Here is a 15,019-nt window from a genome sequence, read left to right on the forward strand (position 1 = left end):
TATGAATATATGTATATATACTTAATTTAGTGAATTTAGATTTAATGATTTTTTTATTAGCTCTTCTATTTCTTGTTGTAAATAATTTATCTCTTCATTTACTTTATTATCAAATTTAATATTTTTTATAATTTGTTTTGATAATTTTTCTATTTCTAAGTAATTTTCATCTTTAAAAATACTTATTTCCATAACTTTGTTCGGATAATAATCATACAAATTTTTACCCATCTTTTTTGCAAACACCTTAAAATAATTATCATATATCTTTGAATTTAATAATCCTAATAAATATTCATATGAAAATTCTTCTTCATACTCTTTTTTTATACAAAACGAATATACATCAGCACTGCAAAAACTATTATTTTCATCAATAGCAAATTTATTTTCATTTGACTTATATGGGTACATTATCTTTTTTCTTTCAAACATTAATTTATCTCTACCCCATTGTAACTGATACCATTTGCGAGTATTTTTCTTACATTCTCTTCTATTTTGCAATTTATTTTTATAATTTTGTATGTATTTTACAGATTGTATATAATCATTTATATCATTTATATCATCACTATATATAAGTTTTAAGTCACTTTTTTCTATATAATATTTCTTAATATTTTTATTTTTAATCCAATTTTTCACTATATCTTTTTCTATATTATTACATTGTATTTCATTATTTTTTATAACAAATGCTTTGTCACATCCAGTTATAATTCCCTGAAAACTTATACATATATCTTTTAGCTTATATTTACAGCTTTTTTCTATAACGTTATATAAGTTTACATTTTCTTTTTTATCTATAATCCACTTTTCACTCATATCACTTTGATTCATATCTATTTTAGTAAAATAGTCACTAAACTTTAGAGTTGATTTGATATCATCTATATATTTTAACTTAATACTATAGTTGGTAATCCTATAAAAATCAAAACTCGAATTTATATATTTTGACTTTTCCATTGTAAATATACAACTTGCTACATTTGCATTTTTAAATACATTAAATCCATTGAAATCTATAATTTCTTTAATTTTAACATTATTAATGATATAGTTTCTTAAATTTTCTCCACTTGTGCTTTCCAAAAAATATCTTGGAGTTATTATACTTGCAACTCCATTTTTTTTAAGTAAGTCAATTATCCGTTTATAAAAACAAAAATAGATGTCTGCCTTATCCTTATATACGTCACCATAATTTTTTATTAATTGCTTTTTATATTTCATAGTCAAATTTTTATGTCCTATATAAGGAGGATTTCCTATTATATAGTCAAACTTCTCACCCCAGAATGTTTCTTTCAAAGTATCATCTATTCCTTCATACATCAAACTATCAAAACAGTATATATTAAATTTATCAGTAGATGAATCTATCTCTTTATTCCTCAAAGAATATTTCAAAACATTTACTGCATTTTGATCTATATCTATACCATATATACAATTTTTAATTATATGTTCATGTATATTTTCAATATTAAGATCATTTTTAATAACTTCAAACTTTTTATACAAAACATCATATACCTCTAGTAAAAAATTTCCACACCCACAAGACATGTCCAATATCTTAGGAGATGGATTCTTGTTAAAATCATGTTCTGTCAAAATTTTATTAACAATATAATCTATTACATATTTAGGAGTATAATAAATCCCCAAAGCTTTTTTTTCATTTTCACTTAAACTATTTTCATATAAATCAGATAAATAGTAGTTATTACAATTTAGAATCTCCATATAACTTCCCCCTAGAAAATACACTTTCTAGCTACCATTATATCAAAGTTTGAATTAATTAATATATAATTAAATACAAATAAAAAGAAGTATATATTATATACTTCTTTTTATTTGTATTTGGAATCTATATATCTTAGTACTCCTTGAGCTATACCCTCTGCCATTTTATCTTGATATGCTTCGTTATTAAGTTTTTTTTCTTCTTCTTTATTAGTTATAAATCCAGCTTCTACTAGAACTGTTGGAATTTCTGTCTCTCTTAATATTTCTAAGTTTGAAGGATAAATCCCTCTATTTCTAGTATTTAAATATAAGCAGATTGTATCTTGTATTGATTTAGCTAACTGCTCTGAACCTTCAATATTATTTGCTTGATAGTATGTTTCTGTTCCAGACGCAGACCTTCCTCCACTTTCTGAGTTAAGATGTATTGAAACAACCATGTCTACACCTTGCTCATTAGCAATATTACTTCTTTCATCTAAAGAAGCATATGTATCTTCAGTTCTTGTCAAAACAATTTCTAAATCTTCATATTGAGATAAATTTCCTGCTACTTTTTTTGCAATTCCTAAAGATATATTTTTTTCTAGGGTCCCATTAACACCTTTCGATCCAACATCATTTCCTCCATGTCCAGGGTCTATTAAAATTTTTATTTTTTTCTTTGATTTATCATTATCTAAATTTAGATGCTCAATTCCAGCATTTTCCTGGGTATTTTCATCAGTTTTATTTGAGTCTATTTTAGGCTTATCAGATTTTATTGACCCAGTTAAACTTTTAAATCCAAATATTATCGAAAATATAACTGCCAATATTAAAAATACTAAAATTAATAGTCTTGATTTTTTTATTCTTTTTCTTTTTACAGTTTTTTTCTTATTTGCCATATATCCACCTTTCTACTATATAATTCAGGTTAATTTTAGCATTTTTTGATTATATTTTCAATACAACTAAGGTTATCCTCCTAAAGTAATATCTTGTTTGCTATACCAATTTATCGCTTCATGTATATGGTTGTGTTTAAAGTCTGGCCAGTAATCATCTAAAACATAAAAATCTGCATATATAGATTGTACAGGTAAAAAACCACTTAGCCTTCTTCTTCCCCCCCATCTTATTATTAAATCCAATCTAGATATATCAAAAGACTGTATGTATTCATGTATATTATTTTTATTATTTCCTTTAGCCGTAGATAATGTGTTTAAGTCCCAATGCCATCCATAGTTAACTAACAAATTAGCTTTTATTTGCCCATCCTTAGCCTCTGTACGACTAGTGTATGGAATTAATTCCTTTGGGAACATCGGCGAACTCGTATTTCCTATAACCAGTAAAGATGCTCCTTCGTCTACTAACATCTTAGCTGCATTTACACACGCATCAGTAAAAGCTTTGGTCTGGGGTGCAGGTCTCTTTGTATTATCCGTAGTAAATCCATAAAATGTAACTTCATCTACACCTATATCTCTGCATACCCTGTATGCTTCAAGCCCTGGGTCTAGTCCATTATCATACCCTTTGTCTTTAGTAAGCCCATTAGATTCAGCCCACCTTCTATTTCCATCTGGTATTATTCCTACATGTTTTGGAATTCTCATTTTAATCACCTCTTGATGTGAATTATTGACACATATAGAAATTTTACACAATTTAAAGCATTTTATTAAAATTTTTTAAATTTTCAATAAAATAACTCCATTATTTACTGTATTTATAGTAAACTATAAATATATTTTTATTCGGAGGTATTATATGAGGAAAAATTTGTTTTTAGTTTTTTTACTTTTTACTTTTTTACTTGTAGGTTGCTCTTCTAAATCAGATATTAAAGATGTACCTGTAAGTGAAATTAAAGATGCTATATTAAAAAATAATCTTTTAGACGTAGATCCTTTAAATGATATTCCCGCTTCAGAATTCCATGCTCTTAGTTCTGTAAAAAATGATATTAACGAAGGCTTTATGCTAAGTGCTATGATAAATGTTAAATTAAGAGATGTCATAGTTATTAAAACTGATAATCCTGAAGTTATAATTAAAGCTTTAGAAAAATATAAAAATAATTCACTAAAACTATTTGCTGACGGATATGGTGGAGAAGATAATATGGAAAGTGTATCAAATTCAATATTGAAAACAATAGGTAACTATGTATATTTTATAGCTACTCCAAACGCTGATGAGATTGAAAATGTAATTTTAAATACTATTCAGCAGTAATGCTTAATGTATCTAACTTATTCTATTAGTTAGTTTTTATTCATTTGTGTAAATCTAAGTCTTGTTGTTTTTTTTATTAAATATGTTATATAATCACTTTAGATATATTATTTTAATTTTAGGAGGGTATTCATGGAACCGTTATTTTTAAAACCATTATTTATGCACAGAATATGGGGAGGAACTACATTAAGAGATAAGTTTAACTATGAAATCCCCTCTGAAAATACAGGCGAGTGTTGGGCTATAAGTTCTCATGAAAATGGAGATTGCGAGATTACAAATGGAAAGTTTAAGGGGATGACTTTATCTATCTTATGGTCTAATCACAAAGAACTATTTGGAAATATGCCTGGAGATAAATTTCCATTACTTACAAAAATATTAGATGCTAATGATAATTTATCAGTTCAAGTCCATCCTGATAATGAATATGCTAATAAAAACGAAAATGGAGAATTGGGTAAAACTGAATGCTGGTACATAATAGATTGCGATGATGATGCTGAAATGATATTTGGACACAATGCTAAATCTAAAGAAGAATTGGAATACATGGTTTCAAATAATAAATGGAGTGATTTACTTAGAAGAGTTAGAGTTAACAAAGGAGACTTTTTCTATGTTCCAAGCGGAACAATCCATGCTTTATGCAAAGGAACTCTAGTGTTAGAAACTCAACAAAATTCTGATACTACTTATAGGGTTTATGATTATGATAGAATTGACTCTAATGGGAATAAAAGAGATCTTCATGTTGATAAGTCTATAACTGTTACTACAGTCCCTCATATTGAAAACAAATCTAATTATAAGGTTCTTGAAAACGATAACTTTAAACTTACAACATTTGTAAGCAATGAGTTTTTTAGTGTTCATAAATTGGATGTTTTTAATGAATATAGTTCCACTCAAGATAATCCATTCGAATTATATAGTGTAATAGATGGTGACGGAAAACTAGTATCAAACTCAAATGAATATAGTTTAAATAAAGGCGATAACTTTATATTACCTAATAACTTTGGGGAATTTAAACTAATAGGTAATCTACAATTAATAATTTCTCATATGTAGTTAAAAAGGGATGCATATTTATTTTAATACATATGCATCCCTTTTTTAAATTATAAGTTCTGATTCAATATACAAAGTAAAGTAAATTAAACTTAACTTTCTATTTCCCCAAAATACAAACTACCATCTTAACTAAATATTCTTTACATATAGGAACTCTTGAAATATTTTTAAATATCTTCCTCAAGGGTTCTTCTTTATAATATTCTACATTAAATCTACTGTTTTTTATTATATTATTAAATCTCTTTATTGTCATTTTATTTATATACGAAAAATATTCAGTTTCATCTGTTTTTTTACTTATTCTGAATTCAATTCGCTCATTCCCATCAGGTAAATCTTTTACTAATTCTTTATATGTATTTATAAGAGTTTTCTCACTAAAAAATAAATGAACCCATGGTATAGCTATAGCATCGCTTAAATGCGCCCCATACGGGTGATTATACGGAGGAAAGTTTAAATATAATTTACCACCTTTTTTTAAAATTCTATAGCATTCATCTAAAACCTTTTCAGGATTTCCTACATGCTCCATAGCATCATTCATAATTATTGTATCAAAACTTTCATCTGGAAATGGTGTTTTAGATGCATCACAACAAATAAATTTAAACTTTTGGCTTACACCATATTTTTCAGATAAATCTCTAGCATCTTTTTCATATTTATTCAATATCTCTAATCCAACAATACTCTCAACTTCTTTAGATGCATAGAAAACAGTTTTTCCTCCAGCTCCACACCCTATATCTAGTACCTTTTTATCTTTAAACATTTTATCAATAGTTGTGCTCTTTAAATAAAATTTTAATGTATCTAGTCCTTTTTCATATTGCCATTCTTGATATGTTTTTTCTCCATTGTTACTTAAATTAAATGGATGACTTGGTAACTTAAAGAATTTATTCAATTTAATACATGTGTTAATCATAAAAATCTCCTTGTTTATTTACTTAACATATTTCTATTATTTTCCCTAATACTTAAGTACTATTATAGTATATAATTAACTTTTTTGTTAATTATTTCCATATAGTTCTTATAAAAATAAGCTAATTTTTTCATAGGTCCATACATACTAAGTTTTAAATATACAATTTGATTTTTTAAATTTCTAAAGTCAAAAGTATCAACAAATGTAGATATAAATCAATAGTTCATACATATTAAATCTAAGTTATACTTTAAATAACTACAAACCTATATTTGAAAATAAAAATAATTAATAGTTAAGTTTTTGCATATTAAATATAATTATCTTCAAAACAAGGTTCATAATTCTTATTTAAATTTTTATTATCTCAATTTGATTATTTATAATATCCAAGTATTTTTATATATCTTCTCTCTCCTTCTTTTTCGCTTAAAGGAAAATCTATCAAATCTTCTGTATGCTGACAAATTAAATAATCTAATAAATAGTTTCTATCATCTAATATTACTTCACTTATTATCATTGTGTGATATGCACTACCTTGATATATTAATTGAACTAAATCTCCTTTTTCTAATTCATCATAATCTGCTAAAACTGCATATATACCGTAATTCTCGGTTTTATATTTATTGTTATTTAAAACATACCTACCAAATGCATCCGCAGACGTCCAAGTTGGAGTTCTACTAAAATCACTATACCAATACCATTGGTGCATTATATCCTTACCCTCATGATCAAAAGGTATATCCCCTGCATGTATACACTGAGATATATAGTTTGTGCAATCTCCTCCCCATGGGTCATAGTCTTTATATTTAGGGTTTCTGTATAAAGCCCACGTTCTAGCATAATCAACTGCTGATTCTCTATCATATTCATTTAGAAATCTCATATTGTCACTCCATTATATAACTTTTAATGTAATTTGATATGTCACTTTCATTATCTTTAAAATTAATTTTAATTTCATCTATATCGCATGTATCTTTATTTTCATATGAAGAGAATACTATAGATGCGTAGTCCTTTGTTATATAAAATTTTTGGTCTATATTCTTATTTATAAGCTCTGCTTTATTGAAAATATCTTCTATTAATAATTCTCTCTTTCTTTTAAGATCAAAATTATAAGTATTTATATAATTTATTATTTTGTTAGAATTGTATAGTTCCGAAAATATTATAGATATACTAATTATATTGTTTTTATTAAGATGTACTTTAAAATCTACAAGAATAATTGTATTATAGCTAGAATACATATATTCTTCTTCTGAAACTTCCTTAAAAATTAATATATCATCGTATATTTTCTTATTTATATATTCTATGAATGAATTATTATTTAAATTTGTTATTACAGGATATTCTATTATGCAGTTTAAATTTTCGTACTCCTCATCTATATATGATTTTTCTATTTTTAGCATCAAAATAGCCTCCTGTCTTTTAAGTATATTATTATGTATGCTCATTTTCTAAATTGTGTTATATTTTTCTGATATTTTAGTATTAAAATTATGTTTATCGTTTAATATAATCATATATATTTTTATATATTAATTTTTTGTCAAATTTATTATATATTTTGTAATATTTATAGTATTGAATATCTGTTTATAGTTTAATATAATTAGTTGTACGCTAAAAAAAGTAGAAAGAAGGGATTATTTTGTCGAATTTAAAAAAATTCGTTATTGCACTTTTGTTACTAGTTATACTATTGCCAGCTGGTGCTTTTGGGTACTTATACTTTAAGTTAGATAGCATGTATGATAATTCTGCTGATACAAAAATGCTTAATAAGACAAATTATAAGTCAGAAGATGGTATAACTAATATTTTATTAGTTGGAACTGATGGAAGAACTACTAAGGAGGCTTCTAGATCTGATTCTATGATGATTCTTACTATAGATAATAAGCATAAAAGTTTAAAGCTTACTTCTCTAGCTAGAGATACATATGTTAGCATTCCTGGTCATGGCGATGCTAAATTAAATGCAGCATTTGCATACGGTGGAATTGGATTGCTAATAGACACAATAGAAAGTAATTTCAAACTAGATATTCAAAATTATGCTATTGTCGACTTCTTCTCATTCATGGATATAGTTGACACTTTAGGAGGAGTTGTTGTCGATGTTAAATCTAGTGAAATTTCAGAATTAAATAAATTTATTCCTGAATGCTACGAGTTTAACACAAACCCTAAAAAAGGTGAAATAAAGTATGTAAATAATTCTGGTAATCAAAAGTTAAATGGATACCAAGCTCTAGCTTATGGACGTATTAGAAAAAATGATAGCGCTTTAGAGAGAGATAGAAGACAAAGATCTCTTATTGAAGGTATGATGTCTGGAGTTAAAAACTTATCAGTAACTAAATATCCTGAGTTACTTAACTCTATATTACCTTATATAAAAACAAATATGAAGCCGACCGAGATGCTTGCAATTGGAACTACAGTCTTAGGTATAGGCATTTCAAATGTAAAATCATTAGAATTTCCAATGGAACAATATAGTACTGGTGGTAGCTATGGCCATGCTGGTTGGGTTTGGAGATATGATGAAGATAAATGCTTACCTATACTGCATGATTTTATATTTAATGATGTTGAGTTTAAACCAAGCATAAGTGAATAGATATAAAAAAGAAAGCTTATTCCTTAGATGAATAAGCCTTCTTTTTTATTAATTAATTTTTTTAATTCAATTTATATAACTTTAATGCTATCCGATATATAATTCTATAAATTTTTTATAAATTATAATTTTCCTTTAGATATTTAGCTAAATGATTTGAAAGTTTTTTAGCTCCTATGTAGTTTAAATGTCTTGGGTCATAAAAATCTTTTTCTTCATCAAGTCTCAATTCTCTATACATTTTATTATAGTTTATAAAAGAAACACCACTTCGTTTTGCAATATTCTCTACTGTATTTAATCTTTCCACATATTCTTGATTCGGGTTATTAGGAGCTTTTATTAATAAAAGCTTTATATTATTTTCATTTGCTAATTTAATAATTTTATTTAAATATAATTCTGTTTTTTTAGGCAGAAGTCTAGCTTTTTTTGTATTTGGATACTTATAATCTTTAATAGGCTTTGTTCCATCTAAAAAAATCATACCCTTATCTTTATTTTTTTTATTTTTATAACTTAAATCAAAGTCATCTTTAGAAAGATTTTTCCACCTTGAGTGATATTTAAACAAATCAAAATAATAATAAACTCTATCTTTTTTAGGAGCACTAGCTCGTATTGCATCAACTTTGTTTTTTGAAAACTTCATTTCATTAAGTGCAGTATAATTCATAGCTTCAGTTCCATACTCCTTATCATAATCTACAATCATATGCACATCTAATATCATAACTTTAGGTTTTTGAAATTTCAAAGCTTCTTTCATATAATAATAAGTTATCCATATAGGCTGATTTGACGTAGCTAAAACGTATGATTGAATACCTGTTTTATCCCATATCTCTATAGGATTTATAGATGCATACGCATGACTTGATCCAAACGCTAAAACATCTAGTGTATTTCTTTTTTCATTATAAAAACCACTTGTAGTCATGCTAAAATCCCATGGTTTACTTAATTGTTTAGATCTTAATATATTAGAACTATATACAAATATAAGGCTAAATATAACAAAAAAAATAATACTTTTCATTAAAAATTTATTTTTCATTAAATTCCGTCTCCCTAAAATTGAAAATAAATAAACTGTTGAGCACTAAATCCAGGACCATACACACCTAATATAAGTATAGAAAATATAGCAACATAATATATTATCCATCTAAATAAAATACCTTGTCTATTTATTTTTTCTCTTATGTTAAAGCTTCTTTTCATTAAGCCTACTAAAAATAAAATTAGTAATGAAATTATAACTATTTTAATTTCATTTTGATCTAATCCTAAATTATATATACTTCCATCGATTAAAATCCATGGATCAAAATAAAACATTTTTTTTATTATACCCATAGAGTCTCTAAGCGTTGGGGCTCTAAAAAATATCCAAGCAAAATCTACTAAAATAAAAGTAACAATAACCTTGTATAGTCTGTGACCAAAACTACTTCTATCAATACTCAAAATTTCCACAGCTCGATCTCTAAATGGCTTCATTATTTTACCTATAACTTGATATATACCATGTAAAAATCCCCATATTACAAAATTCCAACTAGCCCCATGCCATAATCCACTAGCTAGGAAAACTATCATTATATTTCTATAATTTTTTAGTTTTCCTTTTCTGTTTCCACCTAATGGTATATATAAATAATCTTTAAACCAAGTTCCTAAAGATATGTGCCACCTTCTCCAAAATTCAGCAATAGATTGAGAGAAGTATGGAGTATCAAAGTTCTTCATTAGCTTGAATCCTAAAACCTGAGCACTTCCTATAGCAATATCTGAGTATGATGAAAAATCGCAATATATTTGAATTGCAAACAAAACTACTGCAATTATAATTTCAAGTCCATTGTATTGTTTGTAGTTATTAAATACATTATTAACTATAATAGCTAGTCTATCTGCTATAACCATTTTTTGAAACATTCCCCATATCATTAACTGCAATCCGTTTTTTACTCTTTCATAGTCAAATGAATAATCTTTATTAAATTGATTTAATAATGTTCTAGACCTCTCTATAGGTCCTGCTACTAACTGAGGAAAAAATGAAACAAACAATGCATATTTTCCTAAATTATGTTCTACCTCTACATCTCCTCTATAAACATCCATAGTGTAACTTAATGCTTGAAATGTATAAAATGATATTCCCACAGGTAATAATACATCAAATTGAGGTACTATCATACTAATATTAATCTTCTCTAAAACAAAATTAATATTGTCTAGTATGAAATTAAAATATTTAAAAAATACTAATATTCCTAAATTCAATGTGAAACTTAATCCTACACAAATTTTTTTATTTTTCTTTCTCTTATCCACATTCTCAATGCAGTTAGCCTTTTCTATTAATATGCCACTAAAGTACGTTATAACTGTTGATATCAAGATTAATATCGCAAACCTTGGATCCCAACTCATATAAAAATAGTAACTTGTGATTAACAACCATATCCATTTTAATTTACTAGGTATTATAAAGTATATTAATGTAACTATAGGAAAAAACACTATAAATTGAAATGAGTTAAATACCATAGTTTCCTCCCCAAAGTACTATCCTAGTTTCGCTATTATCGCATCAACAATATATTTACTTGCATTCCCATCTCCATATGGATTCGATGCCTTACTCATAGCTTCATACGCAGTTTTACTTGTTAATAATTCTTTTGTAAGGTTATATATAACTTCTTCATCAGTTCCCGCTAGTTTTAATGTTCCTGCTTTTACCCCTTCCGGTCTTTCTGTCGTATCTCTTAAAACTAATACTGGTTTACCTAAAGAAGGAGCCTCTTCTTGTATTCCTCCACTATCAGTCATAATTATATACGATTTATTTAAAAAGTTGTGGAAATCAAATACTTCAAGTGGCTCTATAAGATGTACTTTCTTATTATCTCCTAAAACCTCATCTGCAGCTTGTCTTACTAAAGGATTTAAATGTATAGGATATACAACTTGAACATCATCAAATTCTTCTGTTATTCTTTTTATTGCTCTAAACATATTTTTCATAGGTTCACCTAAATTTTCTCTTCTATGTGCAGTTAGCATTATCATTCTATCTGAACCTATTTTTTCAAATATATCATTATTGTAATCTGATTTTACTGTAGTTTTTAGAGCATCAATTGCTGTATTCCCAGTTACGTATATATTTTTTTCTGATTTTCCTTCTCTTAGTAAGTTCTCTTTTGATATTTCAGTTGGTGCAAAATGCATATCTGCTATTACACCTGTTACTTGTCTATTTACCTCTTCTGGATATGGTGAGTATTTATCATATGTTCTAAGTCCCGCTTCAACATGTCCAACTAAAGTTTTATTATAAAACGCAGCTAAACTTCCTGATAATGTAGTCGTAGTATCTCCATGAACTAAAACTATATCAGGTTGGACATTAGCTATTACATCACTTAAACTTTGTAATGCTCTTGTAGTTATATCGACCAATGTCTGCCCTTGCTTCATTATATTTAAATCATAATTTGGTGTTATTTCAAACGTTTCTAAAACTTGATCTAACATCTGTCTATGTTGAGCAGTTACACATACTATACTTTCAATTTCTTCTCTTGATTCTAGTTCTTTTACTAGTGGAGCCATTTTTATAGCTTCTGGTCTAGTTCCAAATATAGTCATTACTTTGATTTTTTTCATATCGTCACTCTTTCTAATAATATTTTATATTATTTATTTTGTTTAGCCATTTTTTTTATTTCAAAAATGAATTTAACATTACTATCATAAAATCTCTTCATTCTTTTTCTATCCCCTGCGATTCTATATAGCCACTCTATATTTAACTTTTGAAATATTTGTGGTGCTCTTTTTACAGTACCACTCATAACGTCAAAAGTTCCACCTACACCTATAAATATACCTTTAGAAAAATCTTCAATATGCTTACCTATAAGCAGCTCTTGAGCAGGCACACCTAATGCTACTAAAGTTATATCAGGAGATAATTTTTTTATATTTTCAAAAACTAAATCTTTATCTTCTACATATCCATCACTGTAACCTAAAAGATTTATATTTGGATATAAATCTTTTATTTTTTTTACAGTAAGCTCCATTACTTCTTTACTTGCCCCAAATAAATATAAAGATTTATTATGTCTATTTGCATATTCTAAAATTCCATAGCTTATTTCTACTCCAGGAATTCGTTCTTTTATATTTACATCTAAAATTTTCGCAGCTTTTACAACCCCAATTCCATCAGCTACTATCGTAGTATTTTTGTTTTTAAGAATTTGGTCAAAATCTGAATTTTCTCTAGCTTTCATAAAAGTTTCTGGATTAGCTGTAACTATAAAAGTTTTTTTATCATTTAATAAGTTTTCTTTTATTTCGCTTAAAAAATCTTCTGTTGTTCCTCTATACGTTTTTTTTATATAATCTATCATAAATTCCTAAAACCTTTCTAATAAATCAAACCATTTTTTTGATATATTTTCTTTTGAATACTTAAAAGAATTAGATTTACTTGATTTTCCCATAGCTTCCCTCATATCTGAATCATCTATAAGTTTAATTATCTTATTTGCCATATCATTCTTATCTCTATTTTTTATTAAGTATCCATTTACACCTTCTTCAATTATTTCACAAGCACCTTTCGCACTATCAAATGCAATACAAGGCACTCCATATGACTGAGCTTCTATCAAAACTATTCCAAATGATTCTTCATACGATGCCATTGCATATATAGATGAATCTAATAATATCTTTCCTATATATTCTTTACTTTGATATCCATGCAATATAATATTTTGAGAAATATTGTATCTTTCTATTTTTTCTTCTATCGATCTTTTTTCTTCTCCATCTCCAATTATATTAAGAATCCAATTTTTTCTTTCTTTTACTACAATTTTAAATACATCTATTAAATCCTCAAATCCTTTTTCTTTTGACAACCTTCCTACAGATACTATGTTTTTACTTTCAAGATTTGAAGAGTTTGTAGGTATATAATCTAAACTATGAGGTATATATACACATTTGATAGTTTTCCCTTCAAAGCACTTTGAATAAAACTTTGTCAGCTCTTCAGATACTGGCATGAAATAATCTATATTTTCACATGATTTAACTAATTTTTTTATATATTCATCGTTATATTTATGATGTGTATGTTCCTGTGCTATTTTTATTAATTTTTCACTTCCAAATCTAGATAATATTTCATTATGTTCTACTCTTGTAGATATCACAATCCCTGACTGAATATTTTTAACAGCTTCTATCATCTTTATTTTTTTTAGTCTCAGAATTTTACTACTTTTAAAACCTTCTTTTAGTATATTTACTATATTTTTTGAATGTATAGCTTCTTTAAATTCTTTTTTGTTTGGAGACAACGATTCATCCAGTAAATAAGTTATTTTTACTCTTTCATCTATATAAAAAGCAGGCTTATCATATAACTTATATACAGATATTATTTCAACTGGATATTTTTCTATTAATATATTGCTCAGAGATGATATAGCTTTTTCTACACCACCATATCCTAAATGTAATGCTAGAATAGTTATTTTTTTCAATATGCCACCTCCCCCATAAGGTTTTTTATTTATTATTTAGATTTTAAATTCCTGTATTTTTCATACATCTTTAGTCTATTTTTATTAGTCAATCTTAGTTTTATGAACCTATTTAAATTTTTAACTAAATTACTTTGTCCTTCAAGCCAAGTTCCCGTAAATATGTGTATAGTTTTAGACTCTTTAGATGGATTGCATAAAATATTATCTTTATATACCTTTATCCCATCTGCTAAAATTTGTTCTTTATTTCCTAGTTTACAATTATAATCTTCTATTAATATATCAGATACTGTTTTTGTATTAACTGCTTTATATTGATCATTTACATCAAATTCAAAAGACATATTATCATAATAGTCTAGCATTTTTTTTATAAATGGATGATTTTTTTCAGCTCCAAATACTGCCGTAAATGGGTAATCCGGATTTTCATACCCTACGAATGCTTTATTATCTAACAACTCTTCTAAGTTGTCTACTACCAATACATCTGTATCTAAATAGATTCCTCCATAATTATATATTGCATATGCTCTTATATAGTCACTTACATATGCCCATTTCTTAGCTTCATAAGCTTCTTTCACAAATCTATTTGATTCTATATCAAAATTGTCCTCATTCCACTCTATTATCTCGTAATCTTTTAAGTGTTCTTTCCATGTTCTCATACATCTTTGTATATCTTTTGATTTAGGATTCCCGCCTACCCAAACATAATGAATTTTTTTTGGTATTGACATATATTCCACCTCTTTTTCTATTGTAAAA

15 protein-coding genes are annotated in these 15,019 nt (G+C 26.5%); 3 read left to right on the forward strand and 12 right to left on the reverse strand.

The genetic code is table 11. The features are described from left to right. Positions 1 to 21: 21 nt before the first annotated feature. The 3 genes from KXZ80_RS13390 to uppS all read right to left on the reverse strand — a co-directional run bounded on the left by KXZ80_RS13390 (position 22) and on the right by uppS (position 3,371). Positions 22 to 1,758 (reverse strand): Eco57I restriction-modification methylase domain-containing protein, encoded by a 1,737-nt coding sequence (locus KXZ80_RS13390; RefSeq protein WP_021433925.1) that lies wholly within the window; start codon positions 1,756 to 1,758, stop codon positions 22 to 24. A gap of 110 nt (positions 1,759 to 1,868) precedes the next feature. Further along, complete coding sequence (locus KXZ80_RS13395) at positions 1,869 to 2,654, reverse strand: N-acetylmuramoyl-L-alanine amidase family protein (protein WP_021433926.1); 786 nt, start codon at positions 2,652 to 2,654, stop codon at positions 1,869 to 1,871. A 72-nt stretch (positions 2,655 to 2,726) separates the two neighbouring features. After that, positions 2,727 to 3,371 carry a polyprenyl diphosphate synthase gene (uppS, locus tag KXZ80_RS13400; RefSeq protein ID WP_021433927.1) on the reverse strand — a complete coding sequence of 215 codons (645 nt, stop codon included), beginning with the start codon at positions 3,369 to 3,371 and terminating at the stop codon, positions 2,727 to 2,729. A 154-nt stretch (positions 3,372 to 3,525) separates the two neighbouring features. Here uppS and KXZ80_RS13405 point away from each other — a divergent pair, with 154 nt between their 5' ends. Both KXZ80_RS13405 and manA read left to right on the forward strand, forming a co-directional pair. Continuing rightward, positions 3,526 to 3,993 (forward strand): DUF4358 domain-containing protein, encoded by a 468-nt coding sequence (locus KXZ80_RS13405; RefSeq protein WP_021433928.1) that lies wholly within the window; start codon positions 3,526 to 3,528, stop codon positions 3,991 to 3,993. Positions 3,994 to 4,125: 132 nt separating this feature from the next. After that, positions 4,126 to 5,070, forward strand: coding sequence for a mannose-6-phosphate isomerase, class I (gene manA, locus KXZ80_RS13410; RefSeq protein WP_021433929.1), 945 nt, complete (start codon positions 4,126 to 4,128; stop codon positions 5,068 to 5,070). A 100-nt stretch (positions 5,071 to 5,170) separates the two neighbouring features. Here manA and KXZ80_RS13415 read toward each other — a convergent pair whose 3' ends face one another. The 3 genes from KXZ80_RS13415 to KXZ80_RS13425 form a co-directional block, all read right to left on the reverse strand. Beyond that, positions 5,171 to 6,007: a class I SAM-dependent methyltransferase gene (locus tag KXZ80_RS13415; protein ID WP_021433930.1), complete on the reverse strand. Its 837-nt coding sequence runs from the start codon at positions 6,005 to 6,007 to the stop codon at positions 5,171 to 5,173. 379 nt (positions 6,008 to 6,386) lie between these two features. Further along, positions 6,387 to 6,908 carry an amidase domain-containing protein gene (locus KXZ80_RS13420; RefSeq protein WP_021433931.1) on the reverse strand — a complete coding sequence of 174 codons (522 nt, stop codon included), beginning with the start codon at positions 6,906 to 6,908 and terminating at the stop codon, positions 6,387 to 6,389. A gap of 4 nt (positions 6,909 to 6,912) precedes the next feature. After that, on the reverse strand, positions 6,913 to 7,446 hold the full coding sequence (locus KXZ80_RS13425) for a PdaC/SigV domain-containing protein (RefSeq protein WP_021433932.1): 534 nt from the start codon (positions 7,444 to 7,446) through the stop codon (positions 6,913 to 6,915). Positions 7,447 to 7,688: 242 nt separating this feature from the next. Between KXZ80_RS13425 and KXZ80_RS13430 the strand changes: the two genes are divergently transcribed. Then, positions 7,689 to 8,663 carry an LCP family protein gene (locus KXZ80_RS13430; RefSeq protein WP_021433933.1) on the forward strand — a complete coding sequence of 325 codons (975 nt, stop codon included), beginning with the start codon at positions 7,689 to 7,691 and terminating at the stop codon, positions 8,661 to 8,663. 115 nt (positions 8,664 to 8,778) lie between these two features. On the opposite strand, the gene KXZ80_RS13435 is transcribed toward KXZ80_RS13430, so the two are convergent. The 6 genes from KXZ80_RS13435 to KXZ80_RS13460 are packed head-to-tail and all read right to left on the reverse strand — an operon-like array spanning position 8,779 to position 14,991. Continuing rightward, positions 8,779 to 9,720, reverse strand: a complete 942-nt coding sequence (locus KXZ80_RS13435) for an SGNH/GDSL hydrolase family protein (protein WP_021433934.1) — start codon at positions 9,718 to 9,720, stop codon at positions 8,779 to 8,781. Between the two features lie 14 nt (positions 9,721 to 9,734). Continuing rightward, entirely contained in the window at positions 9,735 to 11,222 is a 1,488-nt protein-coding gene (locus KXZ80_RS13440) for an MBOAT family O-acyltransferase (RefSeq protein WP_021433935.1), read from the reverse strand. An 18-nt stretch (positions 11,223 to 11,240) separates the two neighbouring features. After that, complete coding sequence (gene wecB / locus KXZ80_RS13445; protein WP_021433936.1) at positions 11,241 to 12,347, reverse strand: non-hydrolyzing UDP-N-acetylglucosamine 2-epimerase; 1,107 nt, start codon at positions 12,345 to 12,347, stop codon at positions 11,241 to 11,243. Between the two features lie 29 nt (positions 12,348 to 12,376). Beyond that, positions 12,377 to 13,099 (reverse strand): WecB/TagA/CpsF family glycosyltransferase, encoded by a 723-nt coding sequence (locus tag KXZ80_RS13450; RefSeq protein ID WP_021433937.1) that lies wholly within the window; start codon positions 13,097 to 13,099, stop codon positions 12,377 to 12,379. A 6-nt stretch (positions 13,100 to 13,105) separates the two neighbouring features. Continuing rightward, complete coding sequence (locus KXZ80_RS13455; RefSeq protein ID WP_021433938.1) at positions 13,106 to 14,245, reverse strand: glycosyltransferase; 1,140 nt, start codon at positions 14,243 to 14,245, stop codon at positions 13,106 to 13,108. Positions 14,246 to 14,277: 32 nt separating this feature from the next. Further along, positions 14,278 to 14,991: a glycosyltransferase family 32 protein gene (locus tag KXZ80_RS13460; protein WP_021433939.1), complete on the reverse strand. Its 714-nt coding sequence runs from the start codon at positions 14,989 to 14,991 to the stop codon at positions 14,278 to 14,280. Positions 14,992 to 15,019 lie beyond the last annotated feature (28 nt).

Source organism: Paraclostridium bifermentans (assembly GCF_019916025.1).
GTDB lineage: Bacteria > Bacillota > Clostridia > Peptostreptococcales > Peptostreptococcaceae > Paraclostridium > Paraclostridium bifermentans.

What these genes read in the sequence shown, in the direction of transcription:
- KXZ80_RS13390 (WP_021433925.1), bottom strand. Translation starts at nt 1,758, where the DNA reads ATGGAGATTCTAAATTGTAATAACTACTATTTATCTGATTTATATGAA.
- KXZ80_RS13395 (WP_021433926.1), bottom strand. Translation starts at nt 2,654, where the DNA reads ATGGCAAATAAGAAAAAAACTGTAAAAAGAAAAAGAATAAAAAAATCA.
- uppS (WP_021433927.1), bottom strand. Translation starts at nt 3,371, where the DNA reads ATGAGAATTCCAAAACATGTAGGAATAATACCAGATGGAAATAGAAGG.
- KXZ80_RS13405 (WP_021433928.1), top strand. Translation starts at nt 3,526, where the DNA reads ATGAGGAAAAATTTGTTTTTAGTTTTTTTACTTTTTACTTTTTTACTT.
- manA (WP_021433929.1), top strand. Translation starts at nt 4,126, where the DNA reads ATGGAACCGTTATTTTTAAAACCATTATTTATGCACAGAATATGGGGA.
- KXZ80_RS13415 (WP_021433930.1), bottom strand. Translation starts at nt 6,007, where the DNA reads ATGATTAACACATGTATTAAATTGAATAAATTCTTTAAGTTACCAAGT.
- KXZ80_RS13420 (WP_021433931.1), bottom strand. Translation starts at nt 6,908, where the DNA reads ATGAGATTTCTAAATGAATATGATAGAGAATCAGCAGTTGATTATGCT.
- KXZ80_RS13425 (WP_021433932.1), bottom strand. Translation starts at nt 7,446, where the DNA reads ATGCTAAAAATAGAAAAATCATATATAGATGAGGAGTACGAAAATTTA.
- KXZ80_RS13435 (WP_021433934.1), bottom strand. Translation starts at nt 9,720, where the DNA reads ATGAAAAATAAATTTTTAATGAAAAGTATTATTTTTTTTGTTATATTT.
- KXZ80_RS13440 (WP_021433935.1), bottom strand. Translation starts at nt 11,222, where the DNA reads ATGGTATTTAACTCATTTCAATTTATAGTGTTTTTTCCTATAGTTACA.
- wecB (WP_021433936.1), bottom strand. Translation starts at nt 12,347, where the DNA reads ATGAAAAAAATCAAAGTAATGACTATATTTGGAACTAGACCAGAAGCT.
- KXZ80_RS13450 (WP_021433937.1), bottom strand. Translation starts at nt 13,099, where the DNA reads ATGATAGATTATATAAAAAAAACGTATAGAGGAACAACAGAAGATTTT.
- KXZ80_RS13460 (WP_021433939.1), bottom strand. Translation starts at nt 14,991, where the DNA reads ATGTCAATACCAAAAAAAATTCATTATGTTTGGGTAGGCGGGAATCCT.